Below are 15,305 nucleotides of genomic sequence, written 5' to 3'. Positions count from 1 at the left end.
GTGTGTCAGGCAAAGAAGTGTTTGCGGTAACCACCGCTATCGCGGGCAAGCCCGCTCCCACAGGGACCTGTGTCAGGCCTGGTTTTTTTTCGGTGGCGTGGGATCGGGATCGAAGGTGTGCGGCGGCGCCACTTGCAGGGTCGTCACCGAGCCTTGCGCCGACAGCGAGTACGTCACTTTGGAAATCAGCATGTCGCCATCAAACCCGAGTACCGGATCCGTGACCTTCACCAGCGTGTTGTGGCGCCACAGATCGCCGTTGGACTGGCGCCAGCCCTGCACCTGATAGGTGGTGGTCTGCGCACGGCCCATGCGGGTCGCGCTTTCCCACTGGGCACGTTGCTGAGCCAACTCGAAGGTCAGCGCCGTGCCCTCGTTGATGATCGTCGTGCGCCGACGTTTGAAAGACAGATCGGCAGCCGTTGATTCCACTTCGCTGACTGCCGCCCCGCTCTTCTTGTCCGAACCTTTTTGCTGACCGATCACCCGGTATTCGGAGAACACCTGGCTGTGATCCATCGGCGCGTTGGCCGACAAAATGTTCTTGCCCAGCTCCAGCGCATCACTCGCCCGACCGCCACTGCCGGGCTTGGCCAGCACCAGCCGACCCTGCTCGTCATCGGTGGAAAACACCCGGAACAGCGAGAGCAAACGGTCGATCGACTGGAACACCGTTTCGCCCGGCACAATCGTGTGTTTGGCCAGTCGCGCAGTCTCGGGAATCTGGTTGACCACCATCAGCGAGTATTCCATCGCCAAGGCCTGAACGATGCTCAGCAACGGTTGTTCCTGCCATTGATTGGGCCGGTTGGTGGCGGCGCAATCGACCAGATCCTGCGTCCTGGAACTGCCCTCGATGGTCAGGCCGATCTGCCGGCCGTCGTAACGGATCGGTGCCTTGAACACGTACCCCGTAAGCACCAGATCGTTGCCGATCTTTACTTCGCACGGGTCGCCGGGTTTGATCCGCTGATCCACTGTTTGCCCCGGCCATTGCCAGGTGATGTCGAGTTTGAAGGTACGAAACTGGCGCTCCAGATCAGCAGTGATTTCCACGCTTTTCCAGCCGCCGTATTCCAGGTTGTTGACCGTCAGCGTGACGCGGTTGTCCATGTCGCTCATGGTCTACTCCCTGGAGACTTTCACGTCATTGGGTGAAAAGCCCGGATGGTTCATCGCGTTACTCTGAGTCACCTGAGTCACCCGTGTGGCATCGGCAAATTGCTTGTAAGCCACGACCAGCGCCGGCAGGCTTTCCTGGAACGATTTAGTGACCTGTCGCACACCGGATGACGCCACGGCCTTGAGGTGCGCAATCAGCGCTTCCTTCACATCATTGATTGCCTGGTGGTGCTTGGGGTCGGCCTTGTCCAGCATCGGATCGATTGCCACCCCGACAGCCTTTTGCAGCGCTTTCATCTCATCGGTCACCGGCACTTCCTGACGGGTCACCGGTTGGTCCGCCTGATGCGCCACCGAAGGTGTCGACGACAGTTTCACCGCAGGGGCCGCCACTGGCATCGACGCAACCCATTGCGCCACTTTGACCAGCATCGTGTCCTGCACCAGATCGGCCATCGCCTGCGCTGCTGCGTTGGTGTCCTTGCCGGTGGTGATCTTCGGCGCATCAGCCTTGCGGATGGCTTCGAGTTGTTGGGAGACGTCGGCAATCACGCCACGATAGCCCTCCTTCGCGAACGCCTTCAGCTCCTTGATATCACCGAGCAAGCCCTTGAATTCCGCTGCCACTTCCTTGGGCAACTCCTTGACCGCTTTGACCAGTTCGGTGATCTGCCGGTACTGCTCGATCAACGGTTTGAGCTGTTCCTTGATCACCTCGTAAACCCCGGTCAGGCTGTTGCGCAGATTGGCAATGCCGATCCGCGCAGCCTTGATCAGCGTCATCGCCTGCTCGAAGCGTGCCACCGCCGAGCCCAGCAACGTGTCGGCTTTGGCCAGCAAGACTTTCTGGGTACTGACCGTCGCGGTCGGAAACGGCAACGGCTTATCGGGATAGAACTTCAGGGTAAAAGTGACCAGCCCGCCGTCCTGGCGGGTGTGGGTCATGTCGCATTCGCCGACCTTGACTTGCAGGCGTCCCAGCCATGGATGCACCAGTTCACCGCTACCCGCTTCCAGTGCCTTGAGCAGCTTGTCGCGCTGCTCCAGGCAATCGGCACCGATGATGAATGCCGTGATGTCGTGAGTCTTGGCCTGTTGGCCGAGGTCCTCGAAAAACGGCAGGTCACGTTGCGGATACTCATGCAACTGACCTTTGCGACCGACCGGGGTTTTCGCCTGATCGATCCAGAAGCCGACACCGCGAAAGGATGCCGGCAACAAACGGTCACGCCAGTTCATTGGAACCTCCTGCCGATAGCGAGCGATAGCCGATGCGCGACGACAGCGCCAGCCCTGGTTGATTGCTTTGCGGTTGATCGGTGCGCAGTCCGGCCGGCGCATTTTCGAAGCGCACGGTCAGGCCGCCTTCGAGTTGCGTCCGGTTGTTGGCGGCGCTTTGCTGGATCAGAGCGCTGGAAGATTGCGGCAAGGAGCCGCCCTGCAACGCCCCGGTGGACGGCGCTTGAGGGGTTGCGCCAAAAAACGCTGGGGCCAACTCACCTTTGCCTTCGGCATTGGTCTGGCGTTGCGCTTGGGTCAGGGTCTCGACCTTGCCGGTGACCTTGGCGATCAACCCGGCGAAACCACCGTCGAACAGTTCCTTGATCGGCGCGATAACCGTTTGCAGTTTTTGCCACAACTCGCCGAACCACTCGGTGATCGGCCCCCAGCTCTCGATGATCTGATCCAGGGGCTTCCATTCGAACAGGGTGTGCAGAAAATCCACGACCGGCGCGGACAACGCCAGCAGTACATCCCACAGCGCCGAAAATACTTCACCGATCGGCTGCCAGTACTGCGCAATCTGCTCCAGCGGCGACCACTCGAACAGGCTGGTGAAAAAGCCTTTGACCTGTTGCACTGACGTTTGCAGAGCCATCCAGATCGGTTCGAAAAATCCAACGACACCGCCCCAGGCGCTGGTGATCATTTCCATCGGGAAAAAATCGAACAACGTCCGCAAAACCTCTCGGGCGCTTTGCACGGCCGATTGCAGTGCCGCCCACATCGGCTGGAAGTACGCAACGACACTGCCCCAAGCGCTGGTGATCATCTGCATGGGCGAGAAGTCGAACAACGAAACGAAGAACTCTTTAGTCGACTGCGCCACTTTTCGCAGCCCGGCGAACATCGGTTCGAAGTACGTGACAACACCGCCCCACGCACTGCTGATCATCTGCATCGGCGAGAAATCAAACAGGTTTCTGAGCAACGCCATCACCGGCACACTCAAGGCCTTGAGCAGTTCCCAGATCGCCGAAAACAGTCCCGTCAGCGGAGCCCAGTTTTCCAGGATCATGCCGGCGGGCGTCCACGAGAACACCGATTTGAAAAAGTCGATCACCGGCGCAGTGACGGCTTTGACCTTGTCCCATATCCCGGAGAAAAATCCCGCGATCGGTGACCACAGCGCCGCCAGTGCATCCAGCGGGCGCCAATCGAGGATCGAGCGCAACGTCGCCATTGCACTCGCCCCCATGTTTTTCACGCCGTCCCACAGGCCCTTGAAGAAAGCGCTGATCGGCGTCCAGTTGGCATAAATCAAACCGGCCGCCACGGCGATACCCATCGCGATCAACATGATCGGATTGGTCTTGAGCACCATGCTCATCACGTCGAACACCTGAGTCGCCCCGGTGACGGCGGTTTGCATCGCGGAGAAGGCCATCGCCCCCGCCGCCAGGCCTTCGACCAGTTGCGGGTTGTCCGCGAGCAGGCTGCCAACCTGAGTCAGCATCGGCTCAATCCCGACGACCAATGCCGCGACCGCTGGCGCCAGCGCGGTATCGATAGCGCCCGACACCTTCTCCATCGATGCACTGAACACGTTCATGTTCTGCGCGGCGACTTTCGGCGCGGCGGGCAGGTCAACGGTTTTCGCCGTCTCGCTGACTTCAGTCAACTTGCCCTGAAACGCCGCCGCCGATTTGATGCCGTCCACGAACGGCGTGATCACGCTGCCGCCCTTGAACAGACCGCTGATGTCCAGTTTGCCGAGGCCGGTCTGTTCGAGGTTTTTCTTGAAGCTCTCGACCTTTACTCGCAGGGCGCCGAGTTTGGGCGACAGTTCATCGATGCCCGTCAGCAGCACCGGGGTTTTCGCTTTGTTTTCTTCGTCTGCCATCACTGCACCTGCTGCATCGCATTGATCCGTTGCGCGTGCTCCAGCGATTCGCGGAGCACATCCAGTGGCCTGGCCATCATCTGTTCGGGGTCAACCTTCCAGAACCAGGCCAGGTCATAGGCGACGGCGATCAGGTCGGTGATGGCGCCGACGCCGCACTCATGAAAAAACTCGCAACGGCCCAGCTCAACGCGTTGAGGTCAGCCAGATCCAGCTGGTTGACCGACGACGGCGGAATGCCGGCGCACACGGCGATGTATTTGGCCGCGACATCCATGTCGAGGCTGACCTCTTCGCTCTTGTCGATCTTGTACGGCAGCGCCTTGATCGCTCGCACTTCCTGCACCGTCGGGCGGCGCAGGACGAGTTCGGTCAGGGGCTCGCCGTGAGCTTCGATCGCAACTTGAAGCTTCACGGCGCCGCTCATTGCCAGGTCCCCTTGATGCCTTCGAATTTCAGTTCGATGGTGGCGTCATCGCCCTTGGAAACCGGCTCTTCGACCAGGTAGGCACCGGCCAGCACGTAGACTTTGCCGTTGCTGAATTCACAGGTGACGGTGATGTCGGTGCCTTCGATCAGCTTCTTCAGCGGGAAGTCGGCGGTGTGCAGCGCGGTCACTTTGAACGACGGCGCGATGTCGGTTTCCTTGTAGAAACCGGGTACGACGGTTTCGCGTTTGACCGCCATCAGCGGGGCTTCGCAGCCGCCATTGATAGTCAGTTGCGCGCCGTCGACCTTGACGTAGCAGGTGCCTGCAATCAGTTGACCCATGGTGTTACTCCCTTGAATAAAAAAGCCCACGCGAGGTGGGCTGAATGCTTGACGCTAAACGCGGTTATCAAGCCGCGTCGTCGTACTGCAGACGGAATTGGTTGAGCAGTGCGAACACACGCAGACCGTTGATGTAATCCGGCGGGAACAGCACGTTCACGCGGCTCGGGTCCTGCACGTCGCGCTCGACGATCAGGTGCTCGGCGAACAGCTCGGCGTTCTCCACATGGCCTTCCAGTTCGAGCTTGGCGTACTGCGCGATCAGCTCGCCGCGAATGGTCGCTGGCGTCACGATTGGCTGGCCGGCGCCGAAACGGGTGCCGTCGGAGGCCAGTTTGTGCCGACCGTACTTGCTGGTGATCACGCTTTGCAGACGACGCACGATGAACGCCGACTGGTGCATGGTTTCGCTGTCCAGGTAGGAGTTGTCAGCCTGACCGTAGGCGTTTTTCTGGTAGGTGGTGATCGAACGCTGGATGCGCACGTAACCGCCTTCGTAGTAAGCGGTGGCGATGCCGTAGTTGAGCAGCGACTGACGCTCGGTCAGGGTGAAGCGCTCGCTCGCCGGCGCAGGATCGACGCCCGGCAGGCTGCCGCTTTGGGTCGGACGGCTGGCGTCGGCGGAGATGAACACGGCGGTGCGCGCAGCCAGTGCTGCAGCTTGTACCCAGAACGGTTGCGGTACGCCCGGCTCCAGCGCCTGAATGGTCATGTGCTGGTCATTGCGCGCCTGGCCGGCGGCGACCAGCGTGCCAACGGTGCCACGCTTGGCGCTGTAGACGTGACCGAACAGTTGCTTGGCCCAGGACCAGCGACCGGTGCTGTCATCCATGACGGCTTGCCAGGTGTTGAGGGTCGACAGATCCGACCATGGCAATGCGATGAACTCGAAGGGTTCGTCACCCAGTGCCGCCACGGCAGCGATCTGATCCGGCACGCCGGCGCCGCCGGTCATGGCGGTGATTGCGGAGGTCAGGCCGGCCGGGGTTTCTTCGCCGTTGCTCTTGCCCAGGCGATTGAATTGCAGGCTGATGTCGTTGCCGCTATCGCCGGTCCATTTGGCGTTCAGGGTGACCACGCCTTCGGCAGCCACAGCGCTCACCGGCAGATCGGCCGTGGCGTTGATTTTCTGCGCCAGCGCAGTCGCTGCTTGTGCCGCGGTGGCACCGTTGACCACGGTGGCTTGCACACGCACGCCGCCAACATACAGGTTGAGTACGCCAGCCTGAGTGGCGGTGCCGGTCAGGGTCAGTACGCCTTTGGCGATGGCACCTTCAGTGTTGTGCAGCGGCAGGCACCAGATCTCGCCGATCGGGTCGGCCTTGCGGAAGGTTTCGTACATCGAGGCGAGCATCGAGCCCTGGCCACCGATGCTCTTGGCCAGCGCAACGCTGGAAACCAGCACCAGTTTGCCGACTTCAGTCGGGGCAATGTTGTCGTTGACCTGAGCGACGATCAAACGACGCAGAGACGAGCTCGCGCTATTGGCGGCCGAATTGTCCATTTCGGCATAGAACAGCGGAACACGAATGTCCGCGGGGATGTTGCTGAATCCGATCGCCATTATTTGGCTCCCTGTGGTTTAGCCGCTTTTGCGGTTTTGATAGTGATATCGCCGTCGGCCAGACGCCGGCGCCACCAGGCGCTGTCCAGCACTTCACGGCCTTCGAGAGGCAGCAGGTCGCCCGCCTCCGGGTCAGGTACAGCGCGGCCAGCGGCCGGCTGTACGGTGATGCGATTGCTCATGGGGTTACGTCTCCAGAGAAAGTCATTTCCACGCGCCCATCGGGGCCCGGGCGTTTCAGGTTGGGATCGGCCGGGTCGATCGCATCGACCCGCACGGTGGCCCCGGTAAAGGACGACAAACCGTCCAGTTCACGTTCGTGCCAACTCTCCGCAGGCTGACCGGGCAGATTGCGGCCGAGTTGGAACTCGGCAAAAAAACGCAGCCGGTAAAAGACGCGGCTGCTGTTGATCGAGACCAGTTCGCCGCCGTCGTAGACGATGGCGCTGTAGTCCTTGCTCGGCTTGAACCCCACCAGCGCGCGCCAGATTTCAGCGCGCAGGTCATGCAACAGATCCAGCGCTTTTGTAGCGTCGGTTGCGTCAAGTGCGAGGACGATGTCGAAGCGATCGCGGATCGGTTGGCTGGTGAGGTTTTGCGCGGTGCTGTTGCTGGCCAGATCGGCCAGCGGTGTGATGTGGGCCGACGGTGTCGGCAGATCAGGGTTGCCTTGCAGCAACGCCAGATCGACACCGACGGCAATGTGATTGCCCAGGCTTGGGCATTGCGCACGCAGTTGCGTGAGGATCGGGGTGATCTTCATGGTGGTGTTCCGGAATTAGGGGAGTGACCGCAGGACTCATGTAGGAGTGAGCCTGCTCGCGATGGCGGACTTACATTCAGAATCGATGCTGACTGACACACCGCAATCGCGAGCAGGCTCACTCCTACAGGGATATCTGTCGCTGTGAGGTCACGCAGAATCAGGCTTTGGCGTCCGCCTTGGGGTCGAGGCCGGTTGCCTCGATCAGGCAGCGATAGCTTTCCTCACGCTTGCCGCTGGCGGTGACCTTTTCGATCGACCAGCGACCGCGCATGAAGTCTGGCCAGGTGTCATCGAGCACCAACAGGCCTTCGGCAGCCAGCAGCGGATCGCCCGGACAGGTGACCTTCAGCTTGTATTTCTCGCGCAGCATCTTGCGCACTTCGGCTTCGCCGATGGCTTTGGCTTCTTCTTCATTGGCCTGTTTCTGGCGAATGACTTTGTAGGGTGCCTTGCCGGTTTTCACCTCCACCTGCTTGCCGGCATTGGCGTCCCAACAGCAGGTCTTGCAACCCTGATTCTGGGTGCGGGCAGTCTCTTCCAGTGTGGCGCTGATGAAGGCGTGATCACCCGGTCGATTGTTGCTGGTCACCGACAGCCTGACGTCCGGTATCACTTGGCCCGATAGGTTTTTCAGCTGCGCCGGTTTCGCCAGCACGTAGAGGTCGTTGAACGGTTTGGCCACCGCGTCGTACTTCTTTGCCAGTCGCGTGATAAAGCCCATGTCGGTTTCGTTCGACTGATCGACATGGGTGATCCTGATCAGCGCCAGTTCGGGATCGACGCGCGGCGAAAAACCGTGCCGCAAGACCAGCTCGCGAAACAGTCCGCCAAGGGTTGTCGGGCCATGACTGGCCGTGCGCCGTTCCTTGAATCGGGTCTCATCCTTGCCACTGAAAGGCGCTGCGGTCGCCACCAGCGTCAGGCGTAACGGGAACAGCGTCGGGGTCAGTCGAGTCACTTTGAACTGGCCCTTTTCAACCAGCCCGGACTCCAGATAGCCCACCCGCAGGCCGATGGTTCCGCCCAGGGTCGGCAAGCCTTCGAGGCCTTCCAGGTCGATCACCAGTGTCAGCTGATCAGACTCCATCCCGGCAGCATCAATGTGCTCCCAACTGATCAGACGCTGGTTCAGCAAGGCCTGGTTGGCGCCGTAGATTTCGATCGCCGGGGTAAATCCCTGTGCCATGCAACCTCCTTAGTCCCAGGCCAAAACCGGTTTGATTGCGGCGGGTCGGCTGTCGAGTTCCGGCAGCGTCACCCAGATGCCCGCCGGCAAAACGGGGCCGTGTTCGGCCAGGGTCGCATTGAGTTTCCACAACGCGGCTTCGGCCTGATCGTCTGAGCGACCCGACTCGCGGTAGAGCAACAGATTGACCGAATCACCGGCCACGCTTCGGACCTTACGCATTGTTGAACTCCGCTAATTCGAGTACCCACTTGATCACCATCGCGGTGCCGTCATCGATGACCTCGCTCTGGTTTTCCTGAACGCTGTTGATCTGCCACAAACCCCAGTTGCGACCGATGCCGTCGATCAACGGCAGCGGTACTCTCAAGGCTTGCAGCGCACGGAGTTCATCGAGCCGTTCCATGGCCACGGCGTACATCGCGGTGCCGCCGATGGTCAGGGTTTCGGGCTTCTGTCCGGTCTGATGGGACTTGGGTTTGCTGGTGAGGATCTGCAGTTCAGTCCAGCCACCATCGGATTTGCGCGCCAGCGTGCTGTAAGCAAACTCGCGGGACAGGCCGAAGATGAAACTGCCGAGTGCCATTTGTTGTTTCATCAGGCGACTCCATCGGTGAGGGCTGCGTCGCGGCGGGTGGCGAGGGGGTTGGTGCTTATCAAAGGCGTAAAGTCAGAAGTGAAATGCGACTGCATGACCTGCGCGACCATGGCGGTCACTTTTTCAGCACTCACCAGATCGCCGCCACTGAAGTTAAAAGCGGGCGCGTAGGTGACATTCTGGCTCTGCTGATTTTGCGCCTGCACACTGCTCAGGCCGGCGCTGACTTCTGACGGTGGAGCAAGCCGATCAGGCGCGGGTGTCGCAAGCTTTTCACCCAGCGCTTCCCCTTCCTGACTGCCGTAAAAGCTGCCGATGACGCCGCCTAATGCACCACCGATCATCGTACCGATGCCGGGAAGGATGAAGGTACCGATCGTGGCACCGATGCTCGCGCCGGCATAGCCACCGGCCAAGCCGCCCGCTGCCATCCCTACGCCACCGGCGACTTTTTTCGTATCGCCCTCGGCCACGCCTTCGACGACTTTCATGCCGGCTTCGACCATCGTCAATGGCATGCTCAATGGGCCTGCCACCCGGCCAAATCGGGCGCCCTGACTGATCAGGCTGCGCCCTGGAGTGGAGACCAGAAATTTGGCCCGACTCAGGGCGGCGGTTCCGAGGGATCCGGCACTGGCCGAGAGGCTGCCCAACCCGGATCTGATGCTGGCCATTACCGGGCCTGTCCACGTCGCGGCTTGGGACGCCAATGCGCCCAGCGGTTTGCCGCCCTTCATTCCGGCAGCCATCAGAATCAGCGCGCCAGCAAGTGCCGGGGCCTTTTCCGCCACCTCACTCAAGCCATCGGCTGCTCCTCCGACTTTTTCCACCAGGTAGTCAAAGACTGGCAGTACGGTATCGCCGGCGGATGAATAGAGCCGGTCCTTCTGGGCGCCGAAGATGTTCCAGCGTGTCTGCGAAGTATCCGCGAGTGTCAGGGCGGTCTGATCAACCGCCCCTGTGTACTGTTTTTTATCCGCCACCAGTGCAAAGGCGCGCTGCACGTCAGCGGTATTCTCGAGCATTTGCCGAACCGGTTGGGCGACCGAAAACAACGTTGTCGACAGCGCGGATTGCTCATTCGGGGATTGTTTCTTCAGCGCCTCCAGCAACTCCATGATCGCGCCGGGAGCATCGCCCTTCATTTTCTCGGCCAGGGCCTTGGGGTCGAGCTGCAGCTGAGCGAACGCCGCTTTCTGGCTTGCAGAAGCTTTATCCCCGAGTGCCAGGGTCGTCGTGATTTTTTCGAACGCTACGCCCGCATCGGCCTTGTTTACCCCGGCGTTAAGCAACGCCGCAGAAAATGCCGCGGCTTGCTCGGGCGCCATTCCGGCGCCTTTTGCCGATGTGCCGTAAGTGCCCAGAATCGAGCCGATATCAGCGGCAGAAGCGGCCAATCGACTGTCGAGCAAACTGGTCGCGTCGGCCAGATCCAGGGTTTGCGCGCGATTGAGGCTCATCGAGGTACGCCAGCCGATCAACAGGTCCGCGGCATCCAGTGGTTTCATCTCGAACGCGGTCGCCGTGACCGCCGTGTCTCTGGTGAAATCCATCAGGTCGTTTTGCTTGGCGGCTTGATCGATATTGCCTTTGGCATCCACCCGATCATTGCCGACCCCGGCCTTGGCGCCAGCGTAGCCAATGCTTGCCAGCTCAACCGTAGTTGTACCGCCGGCCGCCACTTTCGCCTCGGTGGCCATCTTCTCCAGCGCGACCTGCATCGTTTTGCGTTGGTCGCCTTCAAGCCCGACGACCAGATCGAGCCTCGCCATCGCGGCGTCGAGATTGATGGCCGGTTGCAAAGGCTGATATGGCGCCGTGGCGGCATTCTCACTCGGCGTTTTTTGCCCGGCGCCAAGGGCCATACCGCCCATTTGTGATTGTCGGTCGTTCAGTGCCTGTTGCAGCGAGTGCTGTGACATCAGCACCGTGTGTATCGACCCCAGCACATCCCTGAGCTGAACCTGTTCGGCCGTCAACTGACGCAGCTCGGCGGTGGCATCTGCCAGCGCCAGGCTCAGCCCGGCAAACCCGCCATCCGCTTTCAACGTCAGCTCTGCAACTGCCGAATCGGCGCCTCGTGCGGACATCGCAGCAGACTTCAGGGTGGCCGTGGTGTCGGGTATCCGCCCCTCTCGATTGATCTTCGCGAACGTCAACGCATAGTTATCATCTGCCATGCCGCTCTACTCCTGTTTCACGCCAAGGCGAGTGATCGCTATGTCGTAGCGGCGCAACGCCTTTTCGGCGTCCCATTCCAGAATCTCCGCCTCACTTACCGGGTAAATGAGCGGGACGATATCGAGGATTACTTCGATGTCGCGTTCCGAAAGTAGGCCGCCGGCTGGTTTAAAAAATCGTCTATGCGCACCTGCAATTGCGTCCAGTCCGGGACGGTCAGTTGGGCCAGATCGGGGATCATCAGGCCGGCGCAATGAGCGGTGATGAACTCGGCGCGTTCCTTGGCCGTTTTCAGTTTCTTCATCACTTTGGTGGCGCGCAGCACCGGCATTTCCAGCGACAGCGACGTCACGGTGCGGCCGGTCACGGCGAGCGGTTGCAGCAGTTGCACCTGATCAGGATCTGCGGATTTATCCGCGTCCTCGACCTGCTCGAGAAAGTACGAAGTCGGACGGGTCGACATCTCGTGCACGTACTGGGCGATGCTCACGTAGTCCGGGCGTTTGAGCTGGTCGAGTTCCTTGACCGACAGGCCGGTGGCAAGCAGCGCCAGTTCGAAGAACTGATCGTCTTCGTCATCACCGGCACGCTCCAGCGCTTCTTTCTGCGCGGCGTAGAACAGCGGCTTGAGCTGGATCTGTTCGATTTGCGAGCCGTCATCGCCAGTGATGGGCGACAACAAATCATGCTTGGGTGGCATCCACGACATGAATGAATTCCTTGGTGATTCTTTGGGGGAGTTGTTGCAGTCCCTTGTGGGAGCGGGCTGTTGTGGCGAGGGGATTTATCCCCGATGGGTCGCGAAGCGGCCCCAAGCTGGTTTTACAAAAACAGACTTTGGGCTGCTACGCAGCCATCGGGGATGAATCCCCTCACCACGGGGTCCGCTCCCACAGGTTTTGTGCCCGGTGTGCTTGCCGGATTACGGCATCAGCACCGCACGACGAGCATCACCGAGGATGTCGACGCCGTTGAGCACGAACTTCTGGGTGCGCACGTCGATGTCGATCACCGGCACGCTGTTTTCCAGGCGGTTGTAGGTGCGGCAGGACAGTTCGAGGTTGGTCTTCGGTTTCTCGCCCATCTTCACCGCGGTTTCCTCAAGGGATTTCAGCTTGCCGCCGACGGTGTGGTAGGTGAACCAGGTGTTGCCATCCTGATCCTGGCCGGCTTCACGCACGTTCAGCAGGATGTCGTCACCCAGTTTTACGCCCAGCGCCAGCATCACTTCCGTGCCCATGCCTTGCAGGGTCAGCTTGGCGTTAAGGGCTTTGCCGCCCTTGGTCATTTCTTCGACGATGAAGCGACCGCCGCGCATCTCTTCCATGTCGAATTCGATTTTCGGCGGGGTAAATTCCTCCACGGTCGCCGACAGCGGCAGGCCTTGCAGGGTGGCCGCGATGGCCTGGCGATTGCGGTTGGTAAACATTAGAGAACGTCCTCCAGGAACTGCTCGATGATTTCATCGCGGGCGTTGAGTTGATAAATCATGTGTTCGTTCGGCGCGTAGCGACCGTAGTCGATGACCACGTACCAGGTGCCGTTCTTGTACTTCTCGACGCTGTTGAGTTCCGGGTGCAGATAGACGCTGCCGCCAGGAATGGTTTCGTCGGCGACCAGGGTCTGCAGCCAGTCGTTGATGCGCTTGACCTCTTGATCCATGAACGACTTGGTCAAGTTCTTGGCCATGGCTTTCTGGCCGGCCTTGACCAGCTTGCGGCTGATCGCATCTTCAAGACCGACGTAGCTGATGAACTTGCCGGTGATCGAACGGTTACCCAGCAGCGAGAAGCCGCCAAGCACGGTGCGGGCGTAATAGCTGACGCCGTAGCGGTTGAGCAGATCGCCTTCGGTTGAGGTGTCGAGGATGTTGTATTCGACCACTCGCGAGACGTCCTCGGCGTAGGTCACCTGGTTGCCCGGGCTCTCCCACTGCTTGACCTTGGCCAGCGCGGCAATCGCCAGGCTGGATGGCGCAAGGAAGACGTTTTTCTTCGCAGCTTTCGAGTACACGGCGGGCATGTTGTGCACCACCAGGCAACGGTCGAAACCGAGATCGGCGCCGCCGAGTTCCTGGCTGTACAGCACTTGGTCAGCGACCGAAGCGTCCTTGCCGTCCAGCACCACACGGGCCTTGATGCGCTTGCCGAACGAGGCAAACTCGCTGGCCACCGCTTTGGTGCCGGTGAAGCCCGGCGCGCCGATGATCGTCAGGTCTTCCGGGACACTGCCCAGCGCGGCCAGACCGAGCTTGCGGCCGGTCGCCGGCTCAACACCGCCGATCACTGCGTTGACCGTGTCGGCCGGGGTCGCGCCCGCTTCGACGATCACCACATACACCGGCACCTTGACCACTTTGAGGATCTGGTAAACCGCGTGGTACAGCGTGCCCTCTTCCGAACCGGTCGGATCGAGCAGCGCGTGAGTGGTGAAGCTGTTGATGCGGAACGGGGCGTTACGCGGAATCAGCGGATCGGCCTTCGGCGCGGTGCCGACCAGACCGATGACGTTGTCACCCAGGCCACCCATGGCCTCGGGGGATTCAGTGGCATTGACGGTAATGCCGTTGTGCTCGAAGTTCAGAACCTCAGCCATGTTCAGTCAGCCTTCTTGGCAGCGGCCTTTTTGGCCTGGGTGGTAGGTGTTTTCAGTTCCAGTCGACCAGCGGTGTGCAAAGCACTGGCCTCGACGTCGAGCAGATCAAGGTCTTGACCGACGCTCGACCAGTGCCCACCGCCGGTGGGGAATGGGACGAGCACGGTGTAGGTTTGGCGAGTTGCCATTTTTCGTTTCTCCATAAACGGGAAAGCCCCTCGTGGGGAGGGGCTTTGGCGGGTGTTGAGGTTTTTTTGCGGATAAGAAAACGCCCCGGAGTAAGGGGCGTTTATAGGGGCAGTAGCGAGAGCCATGCAGGCGCTTGAGGACGGTGTGCCGACAACGGAAACTCCCCCGCCTCCGGCCAGCTACGCAATGTGCGACGATAAGACTGCAGCTGACCATATTCCTCCGGAGCCAGCGTCGTGTTCTGACCTTCTTCTTGCTCGTCACGATGCCTGGCGACAATGCCGTCCGTTTCCGCCAGGCGCTGATCACGCCAATAGCGTTCGGCGGTCGCTAACTGTTCGGCTGTCAGTGCAGGCCGTGCTTTTAAAATTGGAAAACCTTGCGGACCAGCCTCGATTATTAGCCCCCGACTCTGCCCGTCCAGCAAACGAAGATGTTCTTCTGCAGTAATCGGTACTACATCGATAGGAACTCGACCGGTAAAACCCGGATCATAAAAGCCATTTTTAGACGGTGAATAGTGCATTGGTCGTCCCTTACTTTCCTTTTGCAATCCAATATATGGCGTTGACATCACTGACAGGCATACCAGTATCCACAAAGGTAAATCCATTAAGCGACATGCCATTGATTACGATTGTTCCTGACGTGATAACCCCGTCCATTCGTTGAGTCATGATTGAAAGAGTGGCTGAAGTGAAAGCGGTAGGATAAACAACTGAAACCGTTCCGCCGGTGTTGTAAGCAGGCAAAAAGCCCCATTGTTCGATTAATCCGCTCGGATCTTTTTTGTATCCATTAGAACCCGTTAGCAAAGATTCAAACATCGGCGAGTACTTCAGCGCGGAATCCCCTGAATCCAGACTCCAGCCAGGCCCAAGCAACAAACGCCTGAACACCGCGAAACTGCCCGGCTTAAGCACAACGCTAGTCAAGTTGGTTGTATTTACGGCTCCGAGCGTTTCCCCTGACCGAGTTTTGACTGTTAGTCCCGCAGTGGTGGTCAGATGTACCATCCCCCCCGGAGGCACGCTGTTCCAATCGGGGAGCGTCGCCGTCAAACCTGCTGTGGTAAAGATCGATAGTTTCCCGACGTCGGCAACAGTCAACTGGGTGTTGGAGTCATAGTTTGTCTGGCCGGCGTAACTACCCAGCGCTCGTTGGACAAACTTCGTAGTTGCCAGAACATCATCATTGCTAAAAACGCTA

Annotated in this window: 18 protein-coding genes; all 18 read right to left on the bottom strand. The window is 59.9% G+C overall.

The window, feature by feature from the left end:
• Positions 1-72: 72 nt before the first annotated feature.
• A complete protein-coding gene (locus KI231_RS06190; RefSeq protein ID WP_213027725.1) occupies positions 73-1,122 on the bottom strand; it encodes a phage baseplate assembly protein in 1,050 nt (349 codons plus the stop codon).
• 3 nt (positions 1,123-1,125) lie between these two features.
• Entirely contained in the window at positions 1,126-2,361 is a 1,236-nt protein-coding gene (locus KI231_RS06185) for a DNA circularization protein (protein ID WP_213027724.1), read from the bottom strand.
• Complete coding sequence (locus tag KI231_RS06180) at positions 2,348-4,246, bottom strand: phage tail tape measure protein (protein WP_213027723.1); 1,899 nt, start codon at positions 4,244-4,246, stop codon at positions 2,348-2,350. Before KI231_RS06180 ends, KI231_RS06185 begins: the two co-directional genes overlap by 14 nt.
• A gap of 130 nt (positions 4,247-4,376) precedes the next feature.
• Positions 4,377-4,673 carry a phage tail assembly protein gene (locus KI231_RS06175; RefSeq protein ID WP_007908778.1) on the bottom strand — a complete coding sequence of 99 codons (297 nt, stop codon included), beginning with the start codon at positions 4,671-4,673 and terminating at the stop codon, positions 4,377-4,379.
• Entirely contained in the window at positions 4,670-5,017 is a 348-nt protein-coding gene (locus tag KI231_RS06170) for a phage tail tube protein (protein WP_007908779.1), read from the bottom strand. The genes KI231_RS06175 and KI231_RS06170 overlap by 4 nt, the downstream gene beginning before the upstream one ends.
• A gap of 67 nt (positions 5,018-5,084) precedes the next feature.
• A complete protein-coding gene (locus KI231_RS06165; RefSeq protein WP_213027722.1) occupies positions 5,085-6,581 on the bottom strand; it encodes a phage tail sheath subtilisin-like domain-containing protein in 1,497 nt (498 codons plus the stop codon).
• Entirely contained in the window at positions 6,581-6,763 is a 183-nt protein-coding gene (locus tag KI231_RS06160; protein ID WP_213027721.1) for a DUF2635 domain-containing protein, read from the bottom strand. The genes KI231_RS06165 and KI231_RS06160 overlap by 1 nt, the downstream gene beginning before the upstream one ends.
• Entirely contained in the window at positions 6,760-7,344 is a 585-nt protein-coding gene (locus tag KI231_RS06155; RefSeq protein WP_213027720.1) for a phage tail terminator protein, read from the bottom strand. The genes KI231_RS06160 and KI231_RS06155 overlap by 4 nt, the downstream gene beginning before the upstream one ends.
• A gap of 160 nt (positions 7,345-7,504) precedes the next feature.
• Positions 7,505-8,533 (bottom strand): phage tail protein, encoded by a 1,029-nt coding sequence (locus tag KI231_RS06150; protein ID WP_103302996.1) that lies wholly within the window; start codon positions 8,531-8,533, stop codon positions 7,505-7,507.
• Between the two features lie 9 nt (positions 8,534-8,542).
• A complete protein-coding gene (locus KI231_RS06145; RefSeq protein WP_103302997.1) occupies positions 8,543-8,755 on the bottom strand; it encodes a tail protein X in 213 nt (70 codons plus the stop codon).
• On the bottom strand, positions 8,748-9,131 hold the full coding sequence (locus KI231_RS06140) for a phage tail protein (RefSeq protein WP_213027719.1): 384 nt from the start codon (positions 9,129-9,131) through the stop codon (positions 8,748-8,750). Before KI231_RS06140 ends, KI231_RS06145 begins: the two co-directional genes overlap by 8 nt.
• On the bottom strand, positions 9,131-11,311 hold the full coding sequence (locus KI231_RS06135) for a phage tail tape measure protein (RefSeq protein WP_213027718.1): 2,181 nt from the start codon (positions 11,309-11,311) through the stop codon (positions 9,131-9,133). The genes KI231_RS06140 and KI231_RS06135 overlap by 1 nt, the downstream gene beginning before the upstream one ends.
• Before the next feature lie 128 nt (positions 11,312-11,439).
• Positions 11,440-12,021, bottom strand: coding sequence for a phage tail assembly protein (locus tag KI231_RS06130; protein ID WP_213027717.1), 582 nt, complete (start codon positions 12,019-12,021; stop codon positions 11,440-11,442).
• 213 nt (positions 12,022-12,234) lie between these two features.
• The gene (locus KI231_RS06125; protein ID WP_213027716.1) at positions 12,235-12,741 is read right to left on the bottom strand and encodes a phage major tail tube protein; all 507 of its coding nucleotides are present in this window, start codon (positions 12,739-12,741) and stop codon (positions 12,235-12,237) included.
• The gene (locus KI231_RS06120) at positions 12,741-13,907 is read right to left on the bottom strand and encodes a phage tail sheath protein (protein ID WP_103303003.1); all 1,167 of its coding nucleotides are present in this window, start codon (positions 13,905-13,907) and stop codon (positions 12,741-12,743) included. The genes KI231_RS06125 and KI231_RS06120 overlap by 1 nt, the downstream gene beginning before the upstream one ends.
• A 2-nt stretch (positions 13,908-13,909) precedes the next feature.
• The gene (locus KI231_RS06115; protein ID WP_003222199.1) at positions 13,910-14,095 is read right to left on the bottom strand and encodes a hypothetical protein; all 186 of its coding nucleotides are present in this window, start codon (positions 14,093-14,095) and stop codon (positions 13,910-13,912) included.
• 101 nt (positions 14,096-14,196) lie between these two features.
• Complete coding sequence (locus KI231_RS06110; RefSeq protein WP_213027715.1) at positions 14,197-14,622, bottom strand: phage tail assembly chaperone; 426 nt, start codon at positions 14,620-14,622, stop codon at positions 14,197-14,199.
• Between the two features lie 10 nt (positions 14,623-14,632).
• On the bottom strand, positions 14,633-14,923 hold the full coding sequence (locus KI231_RS30290; protein WP_502937319.1) for a gp53-like domain-containing protein: 291 nt from the start codon (positions 14,921-14,923) through the stop codon (positions 14,633-14,635).
• Between the last annotated feature and the right edge of the window lie 382 nt (positions 14,924-15,305).

Source organism: Pseudomonas sp. Seg1 (assembly GCF_018326005.1).
Classification (GTDB): domain Bacteria; phylum Pseudomonadota; class Gammaproteobacteria; order Pseudomonadales; family Pseudomonadaceae; genus Aquipseudomonas.
This window is presented reverse-complemented; position numbering and strand designations above follow the sequence as displayed.

Bases quoted from the DNA above. Each gene is read 5' to 3' on its own strand.
- KI231_RS06175 (WP_007908778.1), bottom strand. From the start codon at position 4,673: ATGAGCGGCGCCGTGAAGCTTCAAGTTGCGATCGAAGCTCACGGCGAG.
- KI231_RS06110 (WP_213027715.1), bottom strand. From the start codon at position 14,622: ATGCACTATTCACCGTCTAAAAATGGCTTTTATGATCCGGGTTTTACC.
- KI231_RS06160 (WP_213027721.1), bottom strand. From the start codon at position 6,763: ATGAGCAATCGCATCACCGTACAGCCGGCCGCTGGCCGCGCTGTACCT.
- KI231_RS06150 (WP_103302996.1), bottom strand. From the start codon at position 8,533: ATGGCACAGGGATTTACCCCGGCGATCGAAATCTACGGCGCCAACCAG.
- KI231_RS06140 (WP_213027719.1), bottom strand. From the start codon at position 9,131: ATGAAACAACAAATGGCACTCGGCAGTTTCATCTTCGGCCTGTCCCGC.
- KI231_RS06145 (WP_103302997.1), bottom strand. From the start codon at position 8,755: ATGCGTAAGGTCCGAAGCGTGGCCGGTGATTCGGTCAATCTGTTGCTC.
- KI231_RS06180 (WP_213027723.1), bottom strand. From the start codon at position 4,246: ATGGCAGACGAAGAAAACAAAGCGAAAACCCCGGTGCTGCTGACGGGC.
- KI231_RS06165 (WP_213027722.1), bottom strand. From the start codon at position 6,581: ATGGCGATCGGATTCAGCAACATCCCCGCGGACATTCGTGTTCCGCTG.
- KI231_RS06170 (WP_007908779.1), bottom strand. From the start codon at position 5,017: ATGGGTCAACTGATTGCAGGCACCTGCTACGTCAAGGTCGACGGCGCG.
- KI231_RS06120 (WP_103303003.1), bottom strand. From the start codon at position 13,907: ATGGCTGAGGTTCTGAACTTCGAGCACAACGGCATTACCGTCAATGCC.
- KI231_RS30290 (WP_502937319.1), bottom strand. From the start codon at position 14,923: ATGTTTGAATCTTTGCTAACGGGTTCTAATGGATACAAAAAAGATCCG.
- KI231_RS06135 (WP_213027718.1), bottom strand. From the start codon at position 11,311: ATGGCAGATGATAACTATGCGTTGACGTTCGCGAAGATCAATCGAGAG.
- KI231_RS06155 (WP_213027720.1), bottom strand. From the start codon at position 7,344: ATGAAGATCACCCCGATCCTCACGCAACTGCGTGCGCAATGCCCAAGC.
- KI231_RS06190 (WP_213027725.1), bottom strand. From the start codon at position 1,122: ATGAGCGACATGGACAACCGCGTCACGCTGACGGTCAACAACCTGGAA.
- KI231_RS06125 (WP_213027716.1), bottom strand. From the start codon at position 12,741: ATGTTTACCAACCGCAATCGCCAGGCCATCGCGGCCACCCTGCAAGGC.
- KI231_RS06185 (WP_213027724.1), bottom strand. From the start codon at position 2,361: ATGAACTGGCGTGACCGTTTGTTGCCGGCATCCTTTCGCGGTGTCGGC.
- KI231_RS06130 (WP_213027717.1), bottom strand. From the start codon at position 12,021: ATGTCGTGGATGCCACCCAAGCATGATTTGTTGTCGCCCATCACTGGC.
- KI231_RS06115 (WP_003222199.1), bottom strand. From the start codon at position 14,095: ATGGCAACTCGCCAAACCTACACCGTGCTCGTCCCATTCCCCACCGGC.